15 protein-coding genes are annotated in these 21,657 nt (G+C 67.5%); 5 read left to right on the top strand and 10 right to left on the bottom strand.

The annotated features are described in order from the left end of the window. Nucleotides 1-3: 3 nt before the first annotated feature. Entirely contained in the window at nucleotides 4-573 is a 570-nt protein-coding gene (locus tag G5A07_RS00550) for a cysteine hydrolase (protein WP_019337697.1), read from the top strand. A gap of 7 nt (nucleotides 574-580) precedes the next feature. Here G5A07_RS00550 and G5A07_RS00545 read toward each other — a convergent pair whose 3' ends face one another. The 3 genes from G5A07_RS00545 to G5A07_RS00535 all read right to left on the bottom strand — a co-directional run bounded on the left by G5A07_RS00545 (nucleotide 581) and on the right by G5A07_RS00535 (nucleotide 2,724). Then, complete coding sequence (locus G5A07_RS00545) at nucleotides 581-814, bottom strand: hypothetical protein (RefSeq protein WP_100041155.1); 234 nt, start codon at nucleotides 812-814, stop codon at nucleotides 581-583. A 122-nt stretch (nucleotides 815-936) separates the two neighbouring features. Further along, complete coding sequence (locus G5A07_RS00540) at nucleotides 937-1,383, bottom strand: Rap1a/Tai family immunity protein (protein ID WP_224329367.1); 447 nt, start codon at nucleotides 1,381-1,383, stop codon at nucleotides 937-939. 357 nt (nucleotides 1,384-1,740) lie between these two features. Further along, nucleotides 1,741-2,724 (bottom strand): LacI family DNA-binding transcriptional regulator, encoded by a 984-nt coding sequence (locus tag G5A07_RS00535; RefSeq protein ID WP_019337699.1) that lies wholly within the window; start codon nucleotides 2,722-2,724, stop codon nucleotides 1,741-1,743. 156 nt (nucleotides 2,725-2,880) lie between these two features. Here G5A07_RS00535 and ptsP point away from each other — a divergent pair, with 156 nt between their 5' ends. The 4 genes from ptsP to G5A07_RS00515 all read left to right on the top strand — a co-directional run bounded on the left by ptsP (nucleotide 2,881) and on the right by G5A07_RS00515 (nucleotide 9,472). Continuing rightward, entirely contained in the window at nucleotides 2,881-5,391 is a 2,511-nt protein-coding gene (gene ptsP, locus G5A07_RS00530; RefSeq protein ID WP_191862338.1) for a phosphoenolpyruvate--protein phosphotransferase, read from the top strand. Continuing rightward, the gene (gene pfkB / locus G5A07_RS00525; protein ID WP_191862337.1) at nucleotides 5,388-6,344 is read left to right on the top strand and encodes a 1-phosphofructokinase; all 957 of its coding nucleotides are present in this window, start codon (nucleotides 5,388-5,390) and stop codon (nucleotides 6,342-6,344) included. Before ptsP ends, pfkB begins: the two co-directional genes overlap by 4 nt. Nucleotides 6,345-6,431: 87 nt before the next feature. Further along, nucleotides 6,432-8,135: a fructose-specific PTS transporter subunit EIIC gene (locus G5A07_RS00520; protein ID WP_191862336.1), complete on the top strand. Its 1,704-nt coding sequence runs from the start codon at nucleotides 6,432-6,434 to the stop codon at nucleotides 8,133-8,135. Between the two features lie 83 nt (nucleotides 8,136-8,218). Further along, complete coding sequence (locus G5A07_RS00515) at nucleotides 8,219-9,472, top strand: carbohydrate porin (protein WP_191862335.1); 1,254 nt, start codon at nucleotides 8,219-8,221, stop codon at nucleotides 9,470-9,472. 113 nt (nucleotides 9,473-9,585) lie between these two features. Here the strand turns inward: G5A07_RS00515 and G5A07_RS00510 are convergent, their stop codons facing one another. Genes G5A07_RS00510 through G5A07_RS00480 form a run of 7 tightly spaced genes read right to left on the bottom strand, consistent with a single transcriptional unit; the run spans nucleotide 9,586 to nucleotide 21,616 of the window. Next, a complete protein-coding gene (locus G5A07_RS00510) occupies nucleotides 9,586-10,431 on the bottom strand; it encodes an aldose epimerase (RefSeq protein WP_191862333.1) in 846 nt (281 codons plus the stop codon). Then, a complete protein-coding gene (locus tag G5A07_RS00505) occupies nucleotides 10,421-11,458 on the bottom strand; it encodes a glycoside hydrolase family 43 protein (protein ID WP_010485713.1) in 1,038 nt (345 codons plus the stop codon). Before G5A07_RS00505 ends, G5A07_RS00510 begins: the two co-directional genes overlap by 11 nt. Nucleotides 11,459-11,474: 16 nt before the next feature. Further along, entirely contained in the window at nucleotides 11,475-12,959 is a 1,485-nt protein-coding gene (locus G5A07_RS00500; RefSeq protein WP_057504068.1) for an MFS transporter, read from the bottom strand. Between the two features lie 59 nt (nucleotides 12,960-13,018). Further along, the gene (locus G5A07_RS00495) at nucleotides 13,019-15,712 is read right to left on the bottom strand and encodes a glycoside hydrolase family 3 protein (RefSeq protein WP_262405767.1); all 2,694 of its coding nucleotides are present in this window, start codon (nucleotides 15,710-15,712) and stop codon (nucleotides 13,019-13,021) included. Continuing rightward, a complete protein-coding gene (locus tag G5A07_RS00490) occupies nucleotides 15,709-17,403 on the bottom strand; it encodes a glycoside hydrolase family 43 protein (protein ID WP_049409720.1) in 1,695 nt (564 codons plus the stop codon). Before G5A07_RS00490 ends, G5A07_RS00495 begins: the two co-directional genes overlap by 4 nt. Before the next feature lie 53 nt (nucleotides 17,404-17,456). Then, a complete protein-coding gene (locus G5A07_RS00485) occupies nucleotides 17,457-19,409 on the bottom strand; it encodes a sialate O-acetylesterase (RefSeq protein ID WP_191862430.1) in 1,953 nt (650 codons plus the stop codon). A gap of 32 nt (nucleotides 19,410-19,441) precedes the next feature. After that, nucleotides 19,442-21,616 carry an alpha-glucuronidase family glycosyl hydrolase gene (locus tag G5A07_RS00480; protein ID WP_262405766.1) on the bottom strand — a complete coding sequence of 725 codons (2,175 nt, stop codon included), beginning with the start codon at nucleotides 21,614-21,616 and terminating at the stop codon, nucleotides 19,442-19,444. Between the last annotated feature and the right edge of the window lie 41 nt (nucleotides 21,617-21,657).

The raw sequence follows: 21,657 nt of genomic DNA, 5'->3' as shown, positions 1-21,657 counted from the left end.
ACCATGGCAGATGATCCGTCGACTGCCTTGCTGATCATCGACATGTTCAGCCGTTTCGATTTCCCGGGCGCGCAGGAGCTGGCGCCCGCGGCAGAGCGGGCGGCCCGGCAGATCCGGCGCCTGAGGGATGACTTCGACGAACGCGGGTGGCCGGTCATCTACGCCAATGACAACTTCTCGGATTGGAAGCGCGATTTCCGCCAGCAGGTGGAACAGTGCCGGCGTGACGGCGGTCCGGCGGGGCGGATTGCCAGCCTTCTCTCACCTTTGCCCGGTCATTACTTCGTACTCAAGCCCAAGCATTCGGCGTTCCTGGCCAGTCCCTTGCCGATTCTGCTGGCCAAACTCGGAGTGCGCCGCCTGTGCCTGAGTGGCATGACGGCCGATTCGTGCGTTCTCGCCACCGCGCTGGATGCCAACGCCAGAGAGTTCCACGTCGTGTTGGCACCGGAGGTCGTGGCGGGGCTGCCATCCCGGAAGCGGCGCGCACTGGCGCTGCTGGCTGATTCGGGCGCAGCCAGGATCGCGCGGCTTTCTTCGCTCGTCTCCGGGCAGGAAGCAGGATGGCGCTGAAGGCAGCTCAGGCCCGGTCGGCTATACCCTGTACGCCCGCATGACCGGCGCAATGTGCACAGCAGAAGATCTGGCCATTTCCTTCAACGCCATGCCCGATAACCGCGCATTCGCAGTGTGCGCAGCGGGGTGCGAATGCGTGGATCGCGCACTCGAACGAATCGAACGTGCCGCTGCGCCCGCCCTGCTGCAGCGTAAAGCTTTTGTCGTAGTTGTTGCCGCAGACATCACAGGTAGCCATGGGGCACCTCGTGCTGTGGAAGGAACATGCAGTGTGGCAAGCGCGAATGTCGGTGGCCGTGAATGCACCGTGTCGCGAGGGTGTAGGACGTTCGCACCGTCGCCAAGCGGGCGCGGCGTGCTTCATTGGTCATTGCCGGGCTCGGCACTGTTGCCACGTGGTGTGCCGCGACCACAGGGAAACGCCGTCCGCAGCCCTTCGACAACCAGTGGCGACGCATCCTGCTGCAATCGCTCGCGGGGCAGTTGCCGGAGATGGGAAGACACATGGTCGACCAGTTCATGCGGAAGGATCTGGCCCTGCCCGCACCACTGTCCGCGGCTGGCATCGGCGACGCCCAGGATATAGCCGCTGGCGCGAGCGCTGGACAGGCTCCGGCACTGTTCGCCGTCGCAGAACCCGTCATCGCCTTTCCCCTGCAGGAGGGTGATGAGTTCCGTGCCGCTGACAAGCCAGGTCCGTGCCGGCTGCGTTGTTCCGGCCACGGCGGACCCAGCCAGCGCGCAGAGGCCAAGTGCGAGGAGCCGACACATGACGCGGCGCGCCTGGGGTTGGTGATGTCCCTTCATGTTGAGGCCCTGGCTGTTGCTTTCATGGATGCCACGCGGCAGAGGTCAAAGCCGATCAAGCTAGCCAAGAAACGCGATGGCATCGTAGAGGCTTTCAGAATACGTCGTATTGGCCGTTTTCCATGCGCCACTGCCCGGAGATACGTCGCCAGTCGGACCAACGGGATGCTGAAGGCACGGGCGCTGCCAGCCATCTGGAAAGATCGTGGTGGGATATCTGCAGGCGGAGCAGTGTTGAATATGGCTCTGACAATGCGATCCTCCACTGTGTCTGCGTACGGATGGCTTGTAGCAGACAACGCATGACCCGCCAACACCTGGCGGCTGCTTCATGGACTGCCGCAAGCAGGCGCCGGACTATCGCGCAGCCGTCGACCCTCTCACGACGCACCTTCCCGTCATCACCAGTCTGCGCACGGGCAGCTCCGGCATGCGCAGGCGTTCCAGCAACAGCGACATCGCAGCTCGCCCCATGTCTTCAACCGGCTGCTCGACCACGGTAATGCCAGGTTCGACCAGTTCGGTCCAGCGCTCGTTGTCGAACCCTGCCAGCGCCAGCTCTCCTGGGATGGCGAGACCGGCGCTGCGCGCCGCCTTCAATGCACCCATGAGCAGCAGGCTGTTGCTGGTGACCAGCGCGTCGGGACGCGAAGGGCCGGCCAGCCATTGGTCGACCGTTGCGATGGCGGCCTCGGCCGTTGGCTCGACTTCGCGGTAATCCGGCTCCAACCCGTGCGTGCGCATCGCAGCAAGATAGCCGTCGCGGCGCTCGGCCGCCGTGGTGCTGGTGCTGCCGAACAGGCCGCCGATGCGGCGATAGCCACGCTCGACGAGATGCTCGACCAGGGCGCCCATCGCCGCGGGATTGTCCAGCACCACGCTGTCGATCGACCCGCTGGCCGCGGCGCGGTCCACCAGTACCGTCGGGAAGTCCAGCGCGAGCCGTTCCAGCCGCCCCACCGTGGTCCGTGTGGGCGCAAAGATCAGTCCACTGATGCGCTCCTCGTGCATCAACTGAAGATACAGCGCCTCGCGCTCGGGGTCTTCATCGGTGTTGCAGAGCGTGACGCGCAGGCCTTCGCGATAGGCGACCTCCTCCACCGCACGGATAAGCGCAGTGAAGAACGGGTTGCGGATATCCGCAACGATCAACCCGATGATGCCGGTGTGCCGGGAGCGCAGCCGTCTTGCCTGCAGGTTCGGCCGATAGCCGGTCTGGCGGATCGCCACCTCGACCCGGCCGCGAACCTCTTCGCTGACCGGGCCGCCCCCGAGCACCCGTGACACCGTGGATTTGGAGACCCCCGCCACGCGTGCGACGTCGTTGATGCTGATGCTCATTGGAAACGTTCCCGGAAACGTGCGCTGTTCATGGCCGAATGGCTGTCCAGGATAATCCTAACGCCAAAGGACTATTGGCTTTTTGTGCAGTGCACATTGAAATACGGAGTGGGAACGTTCCCAATACGTCCCAGCCCCCCCTTCCCGGAGCCCGCTTTGTCGCCCCTGACCTCCCCCTCCCCCGTCAGCCGGGAACTGATCCGCCTGGACGCGCGGGCACAGGACAAGACCGATGCCATCGCCCAGGTAGCCCAGATGCTGGTCGCCGCCGGCTGCGTGGCGCCGGGCTACGAGGCCAGCATGGGACGCCGCGAAGCGCTGGCGAACACCTTCCTCGGCCATGGTGTGGCGATCCCGCATGGGCTCGGCGAGGACCGCCACCTGGTGCGCCGCGACGGCATCGCGGTGCTGCAGTTGCCGGAAGGCGTGGAATGGAACCCCGGCCAGGCCACCCGCCTGGTGGTTGGCATCGCTGCCCAGTCCGATACCCACATCACCCTCCTGCGCAGGCTGACCCGCCTGATCCAGGACGAGGCCGCGCTGCAGCGGTTGTTCACCACCCCCGATGCGAGCGACATCGTCAATGCGCTGGCCAGTGATGTCGCAGTCACGGCAGCCCACGTGCCGGTGGCGGACCTGGCCGAGCGTTTCGACTGGACCATCGCTTACCCCAGTGGACTGCACGCGCGCCCGGCCACGCGCTGGGCCGAGACGGCGCGGGGTTTCACGGCCCGTGCGCAGGTGCGCGCGGGCGATCAGGTGGCCGATGCAAAGAGTCTGGTTGCGCTGCTGCAGCTCGGGCTTCGCGAGGGCGATGCCGTTAGTGTTTCTGCCGAGGGTGCCGATGCCCACGCCCTGCTGGCCGCACTGCGCAAGGTCATGGATGGGCTGGTGGCGCAGGAAAAGACCGATGCGGAGCGTGCAGCACAGCGAAAGGCAGCGCCGGTCGCGGGCTGGAGTCCACCCGAAGCGCAGGCGGCGATCGTCGGCATCGGCGCCAGCCCCGGACTGGCCATCGGACCGGTGCATGTACTGGCCAGCGCGCAGGCCGATGTTGCCGATCGCCCTGCCCCGCTCGGCGAGGGCGGCGCACGCCTGCAGGATGCACTCGGTCGCACCCGCCAGCAGCTGGCCGCACTGCAGGACGACACGCAGCGCCGCCTTGGCGCTTCGGATGCTGCGATCTTCAAGGCGCAGGCTGCGCTGCTTGACGACACCGACCTGATTACCCGCACCTGCCAGCTGATGGTTGAAGGTCATGGTGTCGCCTGGTCGTGGCACCAGGCCATCGAGCAGATCGCCTCCGGGCTGGCGGCGCTGGGCAATCCGGTGCTGGCCGGGCGCGCTGCCGACCTGCGCGATGTGGGTCGGCGCGTACTGGCGCAGCTTGACCCCTCTGCGGCCGGTGGCGGCCTGGCCGATCTGCCGGCGCAGCCGTGCATCCTGCTTGCCGCCGACCTGTCGCCCTCGGATACCGCCAACCTCGACACCACCCGCGTGCTCGGCCTCGCCACCGCACTGGGCGGGCCGACCTCGCACACCGCCATCCTCTCGCGCACGCTCGGCCTGCCGGCGCTGGTTGCCGGTGGCGCCGAACTGCTGGCGATCCAGGCCGGCCGCGAGGCGATCATCGACGGCAGCAGCGGGCGGCTCTACCTGTCCCCCTCCGAGGCAGATCTTGCTTCGGCTCGCGCCTGGATCGCTGGGCAGCAGCAGATCCGCGCGCGAGAAGCGGCGCAACGTGCGCAGCCAGCGCAGACCACCGATGGCCATCGCATCGACATCGGCGCCAACGTGAACCTGCCCGAGCAGGTGCCATTGGCGCTGGAACAGGGCGCGGAAGGTGTCGGCCTGATGCGCACCGAATTCCTGTTCCTCGAACGCGGCAGCACGCCCAGCGAGGAGGAGCAGTACGCAACCTACATGGCGATGGCCAACGCGCTGGACGGCCGTCCGTTGATCGTGCGCGCGCTCGATATCGGTGGCGACAAGCAGGTCGCCCACCTGGAGCTGCCACACGAGGAAAACCCGTTCCTCGGCGTGCGCGGCGCGCGCCTGCTGCTGCGCCGCCCGGATCTTCTGGAACCGCAGCTGCGTGCGCTGTATCGCGCAGCCAAGGACGGTGCACGCCTGTCCATCATGTTCCCGATGATCACCTCGGTGCCCGAGCTGGTCGCTCTGCGCGCCATCTGCGAGTGCCTGCGCACCGAACTCGAGGCGCCCGACGTGCCGATCGGCATCATGATCGAAGTGCCGGCCGCTGCCGCCCAGAGCGATGTGCTTGCCCGCCACGCCGACTTCTTCTCGATAGGTACCAACGACCTGACCCAGTACGTGCTGGCGATCGACCGCCAGAATCCGGAGCTTGCCGCAGAGGCCGACAGCCTGCATCCGGCCGTGCTGCGCGCGATCCGCGCCACGGTGGACGGTGCACGCACGCAGGGGCGCTGGGTGGGTGTCTGCGGCGGCCTGGCCGGCGATCCGTTCGGTGCGATGCTGCTGGCGGGACTGGGCGTGGACGAACTGTCGATGACCCCGAACGACATCCCGGCCGTGAAAGCACGCCTGCGTGGCAGCGCGCTGGCCGATCTGCGAACGCTGGCTGCGACGGCGCTGGACTGCGAAACCGCTGAGCAGGTGCGTGCCCTCGATGGAGCGCGCGCATGAGTTCCCGCGCCGTCACCATTACCCTGAACCCGGCAATCGACCAGACCGTGCGGCTGGCGAACCTGCAACCGGGTCACGTGCATCGCGCCCGCAGTTCCCGCGACGACGCCGGCGGCAAAGGCATCAACGTGGCCGCCTGCCTGGCAGACTGGGGCGTGCCGACCACTGCGCTGGGCGTGCTCGGCGATGGCAACGACGGCGTGTTCAGCGCACTGTTTTCCGATCGGGGCATCGCAGACGCGTGTCTGCGCGTTCCGGGCCGTACCCGCACCAACATCAAGCTGGTGGAAGACGCCAACGGCGAGACCACCGACATCAACCTGCCCGGCCTGTCACTGTGTGACGCCGATCTGGACGCGGTATCGCGCCGACTCGACGCACTGCTCCAGCCGGAGCTGCCAGTGGTGCTGTCCGGCAGCCTTCCGTCCGGGCTGCAAGCCGATGCATGGGCCCGACTGCAGGCGCAGGTGCGCGCCGCCGGCGCGCGCGTACTGCTGGATACCAGTGGCGACGCGCTTGCCGCGGCGTTGAGTGGTGCACAGGGTGCACTGCCCTACGCGGTCAAGCCCAATCGCCACGAACTGGAGGCCTGGACCGGCACCCAGCTGCCGGACCGCAGCGCCCTGCGCGTCGCTGGCCAGGCGTTGGTCGAACGCGGTATTGCGCTCGTAGCGATCTCGATGGGCACCGACGGTGCGCTGTTCATTGATCGCAGCGGCGCGCTGGTCGCACGACCGCCGCGACTGGCCCGGGGCAGCACGGTCGGTGCGGGCGACGCCATGGTCGCCGGCATCGCTGCCGCGATGCTGGAGTCCTCCCTCGATCTGGCCGGTTGCGCACGGCTGGCGACCGCGTTCTCGATGAGCCGGCTGCAAAGCGGTGACGCACGACGGCTGGACCCGGCGCAGGTACGCGCATGGGCCGGCGATGTACTGATCGAGCGGTTGGATTGACCCCTCCTGCCGGAGGCACGGCGGCTGGCTTCACGCCAACCGCAGCGCCCTCGGCAAGGACGAACCCGAAGAATTCCAGGAGTTCCCATGCACGCTTCCACCGTAGTCATCGCCGCTGGCGAGCGCAGCATCGAGGCGGTTCTTGCCGCCGAAGCGCTGCGCCGCGCCGCCCGCCAGCGCGGGCTCGAGCTGATGATCGAGATCCGCAGCGACCAGGGCGTGACCGGCGCACTGCCTGCATCGAACGCCGCCGCCGCGACGCACCTGCTGCTGGTGGGTGATGGTGAGGCGGACATCGCGCGCTTCGCCAATGCTGAGATCGCGCATGCCAGCCTGGGCGAAGTACTGGACGACCCGGTTGCGGCGCTCGCACCGCTCGCGGCCGCACATTCAAACGACGCCGGCACGAATGCGGACAAGCGCATCGTTGCCGTTACCTCCTGCCCCACCGGCATCGCTCACACCTTCATGGCGGCTGAGGGGCTGCAACAGGCCGCCAAAGCGCTGGGCCATGCAATCCGGGTCGAAACCCAGGGCTCGGTCGGCGCGCAGGACGCGTTGAGCGACGAGGAAATCGCGGCTGCTGACCTCGTCCTGATCGCCGCAGACCGCGAAGTCGATCTGTCGCGCTTCGCTGGCAAACGCCTGTTCAAGAGCGGCACCAAACCGGCGATCAACGACGGCCAGAACCTGATCCGCAAGGCGCTGGCCGAGGCCGGCGTGCAGGCAGGTACGGCAACTTCAGGGCGCACGACCGAAAAGACCAAGGCCACCGGGCCCTACAAGCACCTGATGACCGGCGTGTCGTTCATGCTGCCGTTCGTCACTGCCGGCGGCCTGCTGATCGCACTGGCATTCGCACTCGGCGGCATCTATGCCTTCGACGATGCACACAAGGGCACGCTGGCCTGGTCGCTGTTCCAGATCGGCGCCAAGTCCGGCTTCATGCTGATGGTGCCGGCACTGGCCGGCTACATCGCCTACTCCATCGCCGATCGCCCGGGCATCGCCCCGGGCATGATCGGGGGATTGGTGGCAGTCAACATGGATGCGGGCTTCATCGGCGGCATCCTGGCCGGTTTCATCGCCGGCTACGGCGTGCATTGGATCAACCGTGCGCTGCGCCTGCCGCGCAGCCTGGAAGGCCTCAAGCCGGTGCTGATCCTGCCGGTGCTGGGCACGCTGCTGGCCGGCCTGTTGATGATGTATGTGATCGGTACGCCGGTGGCCGGGCTGCTGGCCTGGCTGACCGACTGGCTGCGCGGCATGCAAGGCAGCAGCGCGATCCTGCTTGGCCTGCTGCTGGGCGGAATGATGGCAGTGGACATGGGCGGGCCGGTCAACAAGGCGTCCTACGCGTTCTCTACTGCATTGATTTCCAGCCAGGTCTACACGCCGATGGCGGCGACGATGATCGGCGGCATGACGCCGCCGCTGGGTATCGCACTGGCGACATGGCTGTTCAGCAACCGCTTCACCGCCGAGGAGCGCGGCACGGCCGGTGCCGCCGGCGTGCTTGGCCTCAGTTTCGTGACCGAAGGCGCGATCCCCTACGCCGCGCGTGATCCGCTGCGCACCATTCCGGCGCTGATTCTTGGTTCTGCCGTGGCAGGTGCAATCTCGATGGCCGCTGGCGTCGAGCTGAAGGTGCCGCACGGCGGCGTGTTCGTGCTGCCGATCCCGAACGCAGTCACTCACCTCGGCATCTACCTGCTGGCACTGCTGGCGGGCGTGGCCGTCACTGCAGTCGCGTTGCGCATCCTCAAGAAGCCGGTCACCACGCCGGCCTGATCCACCCCATCACCAAGCCCCTTCCACCTCCCCTGCGCACGCAGGGGCGCAGCGACCTACGCCCTGCACAAGGACCCTCGCCCATGACCCGCTCTTCCCGACACATGTTGCCGATGGCGATCGCGCTTGCCCTGCCATCCCTGGCCACCACCGCAGACGCGAGCGACGTCTTCACTCCCAAGCTCGCCTACACCGGCGAAGCCGCCGCCACGCTCGATGGGGGCAAGCGGAGCGGCACGGCCTATGCCGGCCAGCTGATGTTCGGTGCCGATGTGGACCTGGACGCTGCGTTTGGCTGGCGAGGCGCGACGATCAAGGCCTACGGCATCAATCGTCATGGCACCAACCTCGCCAACAGCAGCACGGGCAACAGCACCTCGGTGCAGGAGATCTACGGTGGCCAGGGCACGCGCCTGGCCAACCTGACGCTGGAGCAGAAACTGCTGGACGACCGGCTGGTGCTTGAGGCGGGACGCAGCGTCGCCAACATCCATCATCTCGGTTCGGAGCTGTGCCAGTACTTCCAGGGCAACTCGGCCTGCGGCAACCCGACCTACGTATTCCGTACCAGCAACTTCACCTGGTGGCCGGTATCGAGCTGGATGGCCGATGCCACGGCCTGGGTGACGCCCGATGTCTACGTGCGCGTCGGCGCCTACCAGGTTGATCCCAGCCAGGCCGAGGATGGCCAGCATGGCCTGAAGTGGAATACGAACCAGGCCACCGGCTGGATCGTGCCCTACACGATCGGCTGGCGCAGCCCTGCTTCGGCACGACTGAAAGCCCGCTACGAACTCGGTGGCTGGCAGGACAACTCGACCTATCGCGATCCGCTGCGCGATGCCAACGGCATTCCCGCGCTGCTCAGTGGCCAGGAGTACGCGACACGTCACGGTCGCTCAGGCGCGTTCGCCCGCTTCGAGCAGCAACTCACCAGTGATGGCGCCGGCCGCGGCCTGACCTTTTTCGGTGCGGCGCTCAAGGGCACCTCCGGCCAGTTGATCGAGGATCATTTCCTGCAGGCCGGGCTGGTGCAGAAAGGCACGTTCGCCCGCCGGCCGCAGGACAGCATCGCCTTTGTCGTGACCCAACAGAAGTACAGCAGGATCGCACTGGAAAACCTGCGCCTTGCCCGTGCCGCAGCGGGTGGCAGCGGTACCCCGCGCGGGAGCCAGGTGATGATGGAGCTGAGCTATGCCATCCAGGTCACCCCGCAGCTTCGGGTCGCGCCGAACCTGCACTACATCGTGCATCCGGACCAGTTAAACGAACCCGCACGCCAGCTGGACCTGCCGAATGCGCTGATCGCGGGCATGCGGGTTGACTGGAACCTGTAGCAGATGGCACGTGGTGGTGAGGCGCAGCCCGTGTCATGCACCAGGGTCCACAACCGGTCCGGGCGGCGTACCGACACTCCGGAACCAGGGCGATTGCGGGCCCTGGCCGGGCTTCAGCTGCTGTCCGCCGCCCACGCCAGGTCGAACGTCAACGCGAGGCACTGGCCGGGCTCCAGCCGGTGCGGCGCCAGCGTGAAGCCGTCCGGCGGACCGCTCTGCGGCTCGACACAGGTGGCGTGCGGCGTGCCGTCGTAGACCACCCAATGGTCGTGGTCCGAGCGCAGCCGCAGGCGCTGGCCTTCGCGTATCAGCGTGATGTCGCTGTCGGCGATGAAGCAGTCATCCCAGGGACCGATGGTCGGATCCACACAGGGCAGCGTGGCAATACCTTCCTCGTCCCGCGGGTACATCGCACGAGGCGTGAACAGCAGCCGGTCCGGCTTCCGGAACCAGGGATGCCAGCCCAGCACCGCCGGCATCGCCTGCTCGCCGGCCTGGACCGAAAGGCGCATCTGCAGGGTGTGGGCCTGCAGCTGCAGGTCCAGCATGGCAATGCCACCGAAGGGCCAGTAGCCGTCGTGCGGCAACGCCAGCGCCAACCTGGCTGTCGCCGCATCCAGCCGGTCGATCTGCCACGGTCGCGAGAAGCCCAACCCATGAATGGCATGCCCGTCGAAGTTGAGCGGCAGCCGATGCGGCCTGCCATCAAAGCGGAACGTTCCATGGCGGATGCGCCCGGCCCAGGGCACCATCGGGTAGCAGCCCCAGGCGATCGCAGCCGCCCCGCCCTCCTGCGCATCCACCAGCCACTCCACGCCCTGGTAACGCAGGTGCGCCACGCGCCCGCCCGCCCCTGCGGCGAGCGCAACCTCCAGTTCGCCGCATCTCAGCCAGTGCAGTTCACCGGCCGGCAGCGGGGCCAGCGCATCATCCACCGGCAGCATGCGCTCAGGCCCCATACGGATTGATCGTGCGGATGCTTCCGTCCGGCTCCATGTGCAGCGGCGTGCACTTGGCCGAGCGCAGGTGGGTGATGCCGCCGGACATCAGCGCATCGTGATAGAACAGGTACCACTGCCCTTCGAACTGGCAGATGGAGTGGTGGGTGGTCCAGCCCACGACGGGGGTGAGGATCACGCCAGCGTAGGTGAACGGGCCATACGGGCTGTCTCCCACGGCGTAGCACAGCTGGTGGGTGTTGCCAGTGGAGTACGACAGATAGTAGCGACCCTGGTACCTGTGCAGCCACGGGCCTTCGAAGAAGCGGCGCGCATGGTCGTCCGCACGCAGCGGCTGGCCATGCTCATCCAGGATCTGCACTTCGCGGGTGGGTTCGGCCAGCTCGGTCATGCCGACATCCAGGCGGCCCACGCGCGGCCCCAGGGCCGGCGCGCTGCCCTCGGGTTCCTCGTGGGCCTCGCTGTACTGGTTGTCACGATACTTCTGCAGCTGCCCGCCCCAGATGCCGCCGAAGTACAGGTAGTGGCTGCCATCCTCGTCTTCGAACACGGCCGGGTCGATCGAGTACGCGTCCTTGATCGGCTCCGGCTGGGGCACGAACGGGCCCTCCGGCCGCTTACCGATCGCCACGCCGATGCGGAACCGGCCCTCGGCGTCCTTGGCCGGGAAGTACAGGTAGTAGTGGCCATCGCGGCAGGCGGCATCGGGGGCCCACATCTGTTTCCGCGCCCAGGGCACGTCGCGCACGTGCAGCGCCATGCCGCAATCCATGGCCGCGCTATCGGGCGTATCCATCTTCAGCACATGGTAATCCTGCATGCCGAAATGGCCACCTTCGTCGTCGAATGGCTGGCCACCGTCGATGTCGTGCGAGGGATAGATGTACAGGCGCCCCTCGAACACGTGCGCCGAAGGGTCGGCGGTGTAGATGTGGGTCACCAGCGGTTGCGAAATGGCGTGCGCGGTGAGCTGCGCAAGACGGGCTTTGCTGGCCTGGCCGTCTTCGCCGGCATGGAGGTCGATCATGGTTGTCATCTTGGCGTTACGCGGAGGCGTCGGCGGAACGTCGACGCAGGTGGAGGTCCTGCTCGATGCGGGTTTCGGTGCGCTTGTCGATCCTGTAGAAGAACAGCAGCGCCACGGCGAGCAGGAAAGGAAGGGAGCAGTAGACGCTTACGGTCAAGCGGATGCCCTGCACCACGCCCTCAGGCTGTTGCGCCAGTCCTGCCTGGTAGCCGTAGTGGGCAAGGATCGCGGCGACCAGCGCGCCTCCGACGCTGAGGCCGATCTTCAGCCCGCACAACATCGCCGAGAAGATGATCGCCGTTGCCCTTCGATGGTTCTTCCACTCCGAGTAGTCCGCGACGTCGGCGATCATCGCCCACAGCAACGGGATGGTGATGCCATAGCAGAAGCCATGCAGCATGAAGGCTGCGAACGCCACCGCCACCGCCGTCGGGGGGAACAGGTAGAAGGCCAGCAGGAACAGGGTCGAGACAAACAGGGCGCCACCGAAGACATCGCGCTTGCCGAAGCGATCCGCCAGCCGCCGTGATGCGCCGATACCCAGGATCATGCAGAGGATGCCGCACGCGTTGAACAGGCTGAACGCCGAGGTGGCCGCATCCTTCGGCCAGGTGAACGCCGCGAAACCGGCGCTGGCCAGGGCGCCATTCAATGCACTGATCAGGCCGTTGAAGCCTGAGTTTTCCAGGAAGCCGGCCAGCGCCGCTTCGCTCATGTAGTACTGGAAGTAATAGATGTAGGTGCCGCCTTTCAACGCCAGGTTGATGAACACCAGCACGGTCAGCGCCAGCATCACCTGCCACGGGCGGTTGTGCAGCAGGTCCGAAAGGTCCTGCACTATGCCGCCGGTCTGCTCGCGCGTCGGCACGATGCGCTCGCGGGTGGTGGCGAAGGTGATCAGGAAGAACACCGTGCCGATCAGTGCGAAGGCGGTCATGACCTGTTCAAAGCCGCGCACCCGGTCGCCATTGCCCAGGATCAGCACCAGCGGCATCAGCAGCACCTGGATGATGAACTGCGCGATCATCACGGCCACGAAGCGGTAGGCCGACAGGCTGTTGCGCTGGGCCATGCTGCCGGTCAGCACGCCGCTCAACGCGGAGTACGGCAGGTTGTTCGCGGCGTAAACGCAGACCAGCAGCGCGTAGGTGGCCAGTGCATAGATCACCTTTCCGCGCTCGCCCAGGTCGGGGGTGCTGAACGCCAGCAGTGACAGTACGCCAAAGGGAATGGCCGTCCACAGGATCCACGGGCGGAAGCGGCCCCAGCGGGTGGACGTTCGGTCAGCCGCGATGCCGATCAACGGCGTGAACACGAACGCACCCAGCAGGCCGACCACGAAGATGATCGTGGCCGCGGTGGCAGCTGGCAGGCGGTAGACGTCGGTGTAGAAGAATGCCAGGTACGTGATCAGGGTCTGAAAGATCAGGTTGGCGGCGAGATCGCCCAGGCTGTAGCCGAGCTTCTCGCGTACCGATAGCGCGTGTTCAGTGCTTGCCATGCAGCGGACATCCTTGAAAAGGAATCTGGTCGAAGGGGAATCGATGCCGGCGGGGGCGATCAGTCATGCGCGGGCACCACGGTGAACCTGCCCCGCGCACGTATATCGGCACTGGACGCCCCCACCCTGACCTCGTAGGCACCGGGCTGCACTGCGTACGCCGCACGCGCCTCGTCATAGTGGCGCAGGGCCTGCGCCGCCTCCAGGGTGAACGTCACCGTGCGGCGTTCGCCCGGGGCCAGCTGGACGCGCTGGAAGCCACGCAGTTCCTGCACGGCATCGCCGCTGCCGGCGTGCTCGCGCCGCACGTACAGCTGTACCACTTCGTCACCGCTGCGCGTGCCCGTGTTGGCGACATCCACTGCCACGCCCAGGCGGCCATCGGCGCGGAGGCTGTCTGCATCGAGGCGGAGCGTTCCATAGTCGAACCGCGTATACGACAGACCGTGACCGAACGGATACAGCGGCGTGCCGCGGAAGTAGCGATAGGTGCGGCCCTCCATGGCGTAGTCGTCGAATGCCGGCATCGCTTCGCCGGCCTTGTAGAACGTGACCGGCAAACGGCCGGAGGGATTGACGTCGCCGAACAGCGCCTGGCCGACAGCGGTGCCGCCGCGTTGCCCCGGGTACCAGCTCATCAGGATCGCCGGCAGATGCGCCTGCGCCCAGTCCACGGCGATGGCCGAGCCACCGGTGAGCACCATCACCACCGGCTTGCCGGTGCCGTGCAGGGCCTCCAGCAGGGTGCGCTGCGGCGCGGGCAGCCGCAGGTCGGTACGGTCGCCACCGGCAAAGCCCGGGTAGTTGACCGTCATCTCTTCGCCTTCGACATCGCCGGTGAGGCCACCGACGAACACCACCACATCGGCATCGCGTGCTGCATCCAGCGCTTCGTCGAAGGGCGCCTTGGCGCCGGGCATGCGCCACCCAAGGCGCACGCCCGCATCGCGCTGGTCGTCGTAGTACTCCAGTGTCAGCGCATAGGCACGCCCGGCCTGCAGGTCCAGTTCGACGCCCCCGGCATGCAGGCGATCAGTATTCACCCAATGATCGATCACACGCTTGCCGTCCAGATACAGGCGGTAGCCATCATCGCCGGCCACCTCCAGCCGGTAACGGCCGGACACGGGTGGCAGCAGTTGGCCACTCCAGCGGATGCTGAAGCGGTCGTTGGGAATCCCCTGCCCCGGTGCCGCTTCGCCGCGTGCCAGCAGGTTGTCGGTCGGCGAGCCGCGGTCCCAGCGGAAGCCGATCTGCGCGTCGGTACGCACCAGGGCCGGAGTGCCGGACAGGTCGGGCGTGCGGAAGTACTCACCGCGCAGGCCGCGCTCGGGCGAGTCCGCCGAGGGCCGCAGGTAGGTCGGCTCGATCAGCGGTGTGGCGCCGGGATCGTCACGGCCTTCCACGAGGTCGACGCCGCGGGCATAACGCACTTCAACGCCCTTGGCCGCCTCGCGTATGCCCTGCAGGATCGTCACCGGCGCGGCCGGTGTGCCGAAGTAGTTGCCGAGCAGCGCCATGGTGTCGTCGGCGGTGGGTCCAACCACGGCAATGCGCCTGGTGTTGCGCGACAGTGGCAGGATGCCGTCGTTCTTCAGCAGCACCAGCGATGCCTGCGCGGCCTTGAGCGCGAGCGCATCATGGGCCGGCGCCTGGTTCACCGAGGCGGGAATGCGCGCCCAGCGCACCCGCTCCGGTGGGTCGAACATGCCCAGGCGCATCCGTGCGGTGAACAGGCGGGTCACTGCATCGTCGATCTCCGCCTCGCTGATCAACCCCTGGCGCACGGCCGAGGGCAATGTGGCGTACTCCTGGCCGCATTCCAGCTCGGTGCCCTTCCTCACCGCCAGCGCCGCAGCGGCTTCGCGCGTGGTGACGATACGGTGGTGCTTCCAGATATCGACGATGGCCCAGCAGTCCGAGACCACGTAGCCCTTGAAGCCCCAGTCGCGTCGCAGCACATCGCGCAGCAGGAAACGGCTGGCACTGGCGGACTCCCCGTACACGCGGTTGTAGGCGCCCATGACAGCATCGACGTCGCCCTCCTTCACCAGCGCCTCGAACGCCGGAAGGTAGGTGTCATACAGGTCGCGCCGGCTGGGCCGTGCATCGAAGTGATGGCGGTCGGCCTCCGGTCCGCTGTGCACGGCCAGATGCTTGGCGGTGGCGTCCAGCTTGCGGTAGACGGGGTCGTCGCCCTGCAGGCCACGTACGAAGGCCACGCCCATGCGCGCGGTGAGGTACGGGTCCTCGCCATAGGTTTCCTGTCCGCGGCCCCAGCGCGGGTCGCGGAAGATGTTGACGTTCGGCGACCAGAAGGTCAGCCCCTGGTAACGCCCGTGCAAGCCTTCGCGGAGGAACTGGTGGTGCTTTGCGCGGGCCTCGTCGCTGATGGTCGTGGCCACCTGCCCCATCAACGGTACATCGAAGGTCGCGGCCAGGCCGATTGCCTGCGGAAACACCGTGGCCTGCCCTGCCCGTGCGACGCCGTGCAGCCCCTCGTTCCACCAGTCGTAGGCGGGTACCCCCAGCCGTTCGATCGCCGGCGCGGCGTTCTGCATCTGCGCGGCCTTCTCTTCCAGCGTCATCTGCGCGACGAGTGCGGCGGCCCGTTGCTCGAAGCTGGCCGAAACGTCCAGCCAGGGCCGCGGCGCGGCCGCGGACGCGGCGGCCGCCACGCAGGTCAGTACGAACAGGGCGGCCCCACCGCGCAAGGTACGGCGGCGGGCCTTGGACGAAATCGACAGCCTCATTTGCTTCTCCCGGTGCGCTCGTCGCGCGCGAAAGGACCCAGCAGTGCGCCCACGAAGCCGCCTGCCCGGTCCGTACTCAGAACGGTGCCGTCCACCCCGCCTGCGAGCAGTTGCCAGCCCTGCCCATCGCCGGTGTCGAACGAGAACGCATAGTCGCCCTCGTTGCCGGCAATCTTCAGGCGCAGTGCTGCAGGCACCGGTACTTCACGGCTGGCCAGCGTCCGCGTGCTGCGGCCACCGTCGCGCGCTTCGAGGAAGAGCGAGAGGCGCCCCCCGCCAAGGTCACGAACGCCAAGGAAGTACCAGTACGCCTCGCTCTGGAACGCCGCCAGACCGGCGGCGACTCCGGAAGCTGGCGGGGTCATCGCGGTGCTCGCCTCGAAGCGCAGATGCTGCTGGCGCCGGCCGAGAAATGCCGGATTGCGCAGCGTGTCCAGATCCTCGGCGAGCGGGTGCACGGCCAGCATGCCGGGGCGCGTGGCCAGGTCGGCCCAGGCATGCCTGGGCACCCGCACGCGCAGCCACTGTGGATCAAGCGTCGGGCCATCGAAATTGTCGCGCGCTACGAAATTGCCGGTCGAAGGGGCCTGGGATGCCTCGCCCTGCATCCACGCGGGGGCCTTGGCCACATAGGGAATGGCCCGGTCAACCGGCAGGATCTGCGGCCAGCCATCCTGCCAGCGTACCGGCAACAGGTAGGTCTCGCGCCCGGTGTTGTAGTGCTGCTTCTGGTAGTTACGGCTGGCCAGGAACACCGCCCACCACGAGCCATCCGGGCCTTCGACCAGGTCGGCATGGCCGGCATTGGTGATCGGAAGTGGACGGTCGTCCGGCAGTTCGCGCTGGGTCAGGATCGGATTGCCCGTATAGGGAACGTAGGGGCCCCACACCGTGCGGCTGCGCAGCACCACCTGCGAATGCTGCGGCCCGGTACCTCCTTCAGCGTCGGACAGGTAATACCAGCCCTCCCGCTTGTAGATATGCGGTCCCTCGATCCAGATGGGATTCTTCGCCGGCTCCACGCCTCCGTCAACCAGCACCCGGCGCGGCCCGACCGGCCTGAATGCCGCCAGATCGATCTGCTGCATCCAGATGGCGCGGTGCCCGTCGTAGCGCGGCGGACCGGGCGGTGCATCGTTGTTGACCAGGTACACCTTGCCGTCATCGTCGAAGAACAGTGACGGGTCGATGCCATCGATGCCGGGCAGCCAGTGCGGATCGGACCACGGACCGGCCGGATCGCGCGCGGTGGCGATGAAGTTGCCACCACTGTCGGTGGCGGTGGTGACGACGTAGAAGGTACCGTCGTGGTACTCGATGGTCGGCGCGAAGATGCCGCGCGAGACGCTCAGGCCGTCGAAATCCAGTTGCGTGGGGCGGTCAATCACATTGCCGATCTGCTTCCAGTGCACCAGGTCGGCACTTTCGAACACCGGAATGCCCGGGAAGTAGGTGAAGCTGGAATTGACCAGGTAGAACCGGCCGTTCGCGCGCACGACGCTGGGATCGGCATGGAAGCCGGCCAAGACAGGATTGCGGTAGTGGCCGGCCGGCAGCGGCACTTCAAACGCCTGGTCATTGCCGCGGTACTCGAACCAGTCGAAGTACACCGGGGGAGCATCCGGCGGCGCGCTGGCCCGGGTGGTTGCGGCCGACAGCAGGAACAACGCCCCCAGCAGGTGTCGCGCCATCGACCTCAAGCCGGCCCTGTCGCGGGCCAGAGGGGACTGCTTGGACAACGTCATCATCGTCGGGCCTCGGCTTCGGCAATGGGAAGTTCGAACGGGCCGGCCGGCGCCCCGCTGCGGTCGCGCAGCGTGCACACCGGGCCATCGGCCCAGCAGTAGCGCACATGCGTTGCGCGCGTGGACAGCGGGCCGCGCAGCAGGATCCGGCGCGCATCCAGTCCGGCATCGGCGTACTCGCAGTGGCGCGTATGGCCCCTGGCCTCGCACAGTTCAAAGCCGATCGGACGCAGTGCGCCGGTCGCGGTGAGCGCGCCTTCGACATCCTCGAACGCAATGGCGACGCCCGTGGGTGTCCGCACGGCGGTGACCGCTCGCGGGCCCGACGGTGCTACGCCCTGCTCGCCGTACACGACATGGCGTGCCACGCGCGCCAGGCGGCGCCCGAGCTCCTGCTTGTTCGGCGGATGGATGTCGTAGGCGTCGCCGATGTCGATGGCAATGGCAAGACCGCTCTGCGCATCCTCGGCCGCGACGCGCCGCTGCGCCTCACGCACCTGCGCCCAGCCGCTGTCGGCGGGCGCAGCCGGCGGCTGGCCGTAGCCGGCCAGTTGTACCAGCAGCAGTGGCGTGCGCGCACCGAACTGCCGCCGCCAGTCCTCGCGCAGCGCACGCAACCGCACTGCATAGGCCGCACCATCGCCGGTGTTCGATTCACCTTGATACCAGAGCATGCCGCGCAGCCCGAAGCCCCCGAGCGGTGCGATCATTCCGTTGTACAGCGTCGACAGCCCGGTGGCGGCCTGCCACGGGGCAAACGGCGGCGCCTGTTGGCCCGGCGCAACCCGATACATCCACGGTCCCTGCAGTGGCACCCGCTCGCCGGTATCGAACTGCAGGCGGTGTGCCGTTGAAGGACCGGCCAGGCCGCCTTCGCCGTAGGTGTCCAGCACGTTGACCGCAATGCTGTTGGATCCTGCCTTCAGCAGGCCATGTGGCAACGGGTAGCGCCTCTCGCCGGCGCCGTACTGGCTGCCGACGGCGACCCCGTTCACCCAGGTCACGTCCACCTCGTCAGCCGATGCCAGCTCCAGGGTCGCGCCGCGTGCAGCCTGTTCAGCGCTCAGCATCACCTGCGTGCGATACCAGACCATGCCGTTGTAGTCGGCAAGTGCGGGCTCGTTCCACCGCTCCCATGCGCCCAGTGTGGCCGGTGCGCGCGACCATCCGCGGTCATCGGCATCCGTCCGCCATGGTGCGTCACCTGACAGTGCGCCCTCGCGTGTGGCCCACCAGTGCTGCCAGTAGCGACCCCAGCGTGCATGTGCCTGCTGCGGGTCGTGGGCAGACTGAGCAAGGATGTCCAGGGGCTCGTCCATGCCGCCCTGCCCGCGCAGCGCGCCCGGGCTGGTCCACGCCTCGATACGGGACCCGCCCCACGCCGCCTGGATCAAGCCCATCGGCACGGCAGCCGTGCGCTGCAGCTCGCGCGCGAAATAGAAACAGGCTGCGGAGAAGTCGCGCACCCTGTCGGGGGTTGCCGTTATCCATGCAGGGTCGCCCTTGAAGCTCTGCTGTGCCTGCGCGGCCCCCTCCTGCGGCACGGTGAACAGCCGGATCCGTGGCATCGTGGCCGAGGCGATCTCGCTGGCAGCGTTGAGCGAGCGCCACACCGGCAGCTCCATGTTCGACTGGCCCGAGCACAACCACACGTCGCCCATCAGCACATCGCGCGCCGTCTGCCGGCGCGTTCCGTCGTTTACCTCCAGCGTGTAGGGACCGCCAGCGGCGACCGGGGACAGCATCGCCTGCCAGCGGCCTGCGGCGTCCGCCCGGCTGCTCACCGCCTGCCCCGCAAACGTCACGGAAACCGGCTGCCCGGGGCCTGCGTGCCCCCAGACCGCAATGGGCCGGTCGCGCTGCAGGACCGCGTGATCCTTGAACAGGGGATGCAGCAGTCCCGTCGTTTCCCGCGCCGCGGCCGGCATCGCCACTACTGCCGCAGCCATCATCAACAGCGCACACCCGACCGCTCCGAACCTGCTCATCGGCCATCCCCCGGTGCGAACGGAAACTGCAAGGCCTGGTAGTACGACAACGGATGCGGCGGCGGCCGCTCGCCGGCGGGCAGTGGCCGGCCACTGAGCGACTGGAAGTACGCCACGCTGGCGTCACGCCACCATTGCGCTTCGTTGTGCTGGATCTGCAGGAACGCCGCGACGTGCCGATGCCGCTGCGGATCGATCCGGTCGCTCAGGCCGGCCCAGGTCGCCTGCATCGACTGCACCTGGCGCACGCCGCGCGAATAGCGCCCGACCAGTTCGTCCCAGAGCGTCCTGCCCGAGCGCATGCGGCGGTCCCACGGCACATGATGGAACCACAGCAGCAGCGACTCGGGCACCCGCTCGGGGTCGCCATAGACCTCGGCCACCTGCGACGCGTACTGGCCCACGGCGTTGCTTCCGCTGGCGCTACGGTCAAAGCCGATGCCCTTGCTATCTGCGCGGTGGTAGTACACCGACGTCCAGTCCGCACGCGGGCCGCCGTCCACCCAGGGGCCGGGGCCGTAGTGATGGCCGCGTGCCATCAGGTGATGCAGGCCCAGCGGCGTCATGTAATCCACCACCGCCTCGCGCGAGTCCATCATCATCCGCACGATCGGGCCGGTCACCTGCGGGTCGGGCGAGAAGGTCAGCGCTGCCCAGTCTTCGGCAATCGCGCGCGCGGATTCCTGCGGGTTCCAGGCCAGTCGGCCGAAGGCGTACCAGTTGGCCTGATCGAAGTGCGAGCCACTCCAGGTGCGGTCCACGCCGATGTTGGCGACGCCGGCGATACCGGTCAGCGCATGCCCCTCCAGCGAGCCATCGACCACGCGGGAGACCGTGGAGCCTTCGCCGCGTGCATGGGTGTCGGCCTGCAGCACTTCCTCGTAGAGCGTTCCCAGGTACACCAGGTGCGTCGCAAAACCCAGGTACTCCTTGGTGATCTGCAGCTCCATCATCAGCGGCGTGCGCGGCATCGCGCCAAACAAGGGGTGGAACGGCTCGCGCGGCTGGAAGTCGATGGGGCCGTTCTTCACCTGCACGATCACGTTGGGGCGGAAGGCGCCGTCCAGCCCGACAAACTCGCTGTATGCCTGCTTGGCGCGATCTTCGGGAACCACGTGCGAATACACGAAGGCCCGCCACATCACCACACCGTTGTAGGGCGCCAGCGCGTCGGCCAGCAGGTTGGCGCCGTCGGCATGGGAACGACCGTAATCCTGCGGGCCGGGTTGCCCTTCCGAGTTCGCCTTGACCAGGAAGCCGCCAAAATCCGGAATGCGCGTATGGATCTCATCGACCTTGTCGCGCCACCAGCGCCGCACAGCCGGATCCAGGGGATCAGCCGTTGCCAGGCCGCCGAGTTCGATGGGTGCACTGAAGCGCGCGCTCAGGTAGACCCGGATGCCATAGGGGCGGAACAGGTCGGCCAGCGCGGCGGCCTTGGCCAGATAGGCCGGCGACAGGCTCATCGCACTGGCATTGACGTTGTTGAGGACGGTGCCGTTGATGCCGAGCGAGGCGTTGGCACGGGCGTAGTCGGTGTAGCGCGGGTCACGCCACTGCGGCAACGTCTGCCAGTCCCAGAGCGAGCTGCCTGCATAGCCACGCTCGACGTAACGATCCAGGTTGTCCCAATGGTTGAGCACACGCAGTGCGACCCGAGGCGACTCACGCACCTCCAGCCCCCGCAGCGACGTGCCACGCTGCAGCAGGCGCAGCAGATGGAAGGTGCCGTACAGCACGCCGACATCCTGGCGTGCCGCCACCAGCAGTACATCGCGCCCCTCGATCCGGACCCGCCGGATCAGGAACCCCCCGTCGCCCAACGTGGCGATCTCGTTGCCGTACGCGGCGACGAGGGTCGAGGATTGCGGCGTGCCCAGCACCAGGGCATGGTCAGTACTGATTGCCGTTCGCATTGGCGGTGCCGCTCCCAGCAATCCAGGGAGGCTGCGCGCAAGCTCGTCGCGGGTAGCGCGCTGCATCGGCGTGCAATCCGGGGCCACCACTTCGGCCAGTTGCCGCCGGTAATCGGCAGCGACCGTTGCGGCAACCGGCTGGTACCGCATCCACAGCGCATAGCCATCCTCCGCCCGTGCCCCGCCAGCACAGGCCAGCAGCACGACCACGGCCCACAGGCGCGTGCCGACAGCACGCAACAAGGGCGTTAACATGCGCCTTTGTAGACTACGTCCGGGCCCGGGACAGCGCATCA

Source organism: Stenotrophomonas sp. AS012628, assembly GCF_010608305.1.
GTDB classification, from domain to species: domain Bacteria; phylum Pseudomonadota; class Gammaproteobacteria; order Xanthomonadales; family Xanthomonadaceae; genus Stenotrophomonas; species Stenotrophomonas geniculata.
The sequence above is the reverse complement of the archived record's forward strand: the minus strand, read 5'-3'. Positions and strand labels throughout refer to the sequence as shown.

Excerpts from the sequence above, each read along its gene's own strand:
- G5A07_RS00495 (WP_262405767.1), bottom strand. The coding sequence starts at position 15,712 with ATGAGGCTGTCGATTTCGTCCAAGGCCCGCCGCCGTACCTTGCGCGGT.
- G5A07_RS00550 (WP_019337697.1), top strand. The coding sequence starts at position 4 with ATGGCAGATGATCCGTCGACTGCCTTGCTGATCATCGACATGTTCAGC.
- G5A07_RS00540 (WP_224329367.1), bottom strand. The coding sequence starts at position 1,383 with ATGAAGGGACATCACCAACCCCAGGCGCGCCGCGTCATGTGTCGGCTC.
- G5A07_RS00515 (WP_191862335.1), top strand. The coding sequence starts at position 8,219 with ATGACCCGCTCTTCCCGACACATGTTGCCGATGGCGATCGCGCTTGCC.
- G5A07_RS00505 (WP_010485713.1), bottom strand. The coding sequence starts at position 11,458 with ATGATCGACCTCCATGCCGGCGAAGACGGCCAGGCCAGCAAAGCCCGT.
- G5A07_RS00490 (WP_049409720.1), bottom strand. The coding sequence starts at position 17,403 with ATGGCGCGACACCTGCTGGGGGCGTTGTTCCTGCTGTCGGCCGCAACC.
- G5A07_RS00485 (WP_191862430.1), bottom strand. The coding sequence starts at position 19,409 with ATGATGGCTGCGGCAGTAGTGGCGATGCCGGCCGCGGCGCGGGAAACG.
- G5A07_RS00520 (WP_191862336.1), top strand. The coding sequence starts at position 6,432 with ATGCACGCTTCCACCGTAGTCATCGCCGCTGGCGAGCGCAGCATCGAG.
- G5A07_RS00500 (WP_057504068.1), bottom strand. The coding sequence starts at position 12,959 with ATGGCAAGCACTGAACACGCGCTATCGGTACGCGAGAAGCTCGGCTAC.
- G5A07_RS00510 (WP_191862333.1), bottom strand. The coding sequence starts at position 10,431 with ATGGGGCCTGAGCGCATGCTGCCGGTGGATGATGCGCTGGCCCCGCTG.
- G5A07_RS00535 (WP_019337699.1), bottom strand. The coding sequence starts at position 2,724 with ATGAGCATCAGCATCAACGACGTCGCACGCGTGGCGGGGGTCTCCAAA.
- G5A07_RS00545 (WP_100041155.1), bottom strand. The coding sequence starts at position 814 with ATGGCTACCTGTGATGTCTGCGGCAACAACTACGACAAAAGCTTTACG.
- G5A07_RS00480 (WP_262405766.1), bottom strand. The coding sequence starts at position 21,616 with ATGTTAACGCCCTTGTTGCGTGCTGTCGGCACGCGCCTGTGGGCCGTG.
- pfkB (WP_191862337.1), top strand. The coding sequence starts at position 5,388 with ATGAGTTCCCGCGCCGTCACCATTACCCTGAACCCGGCAATCGACCAG.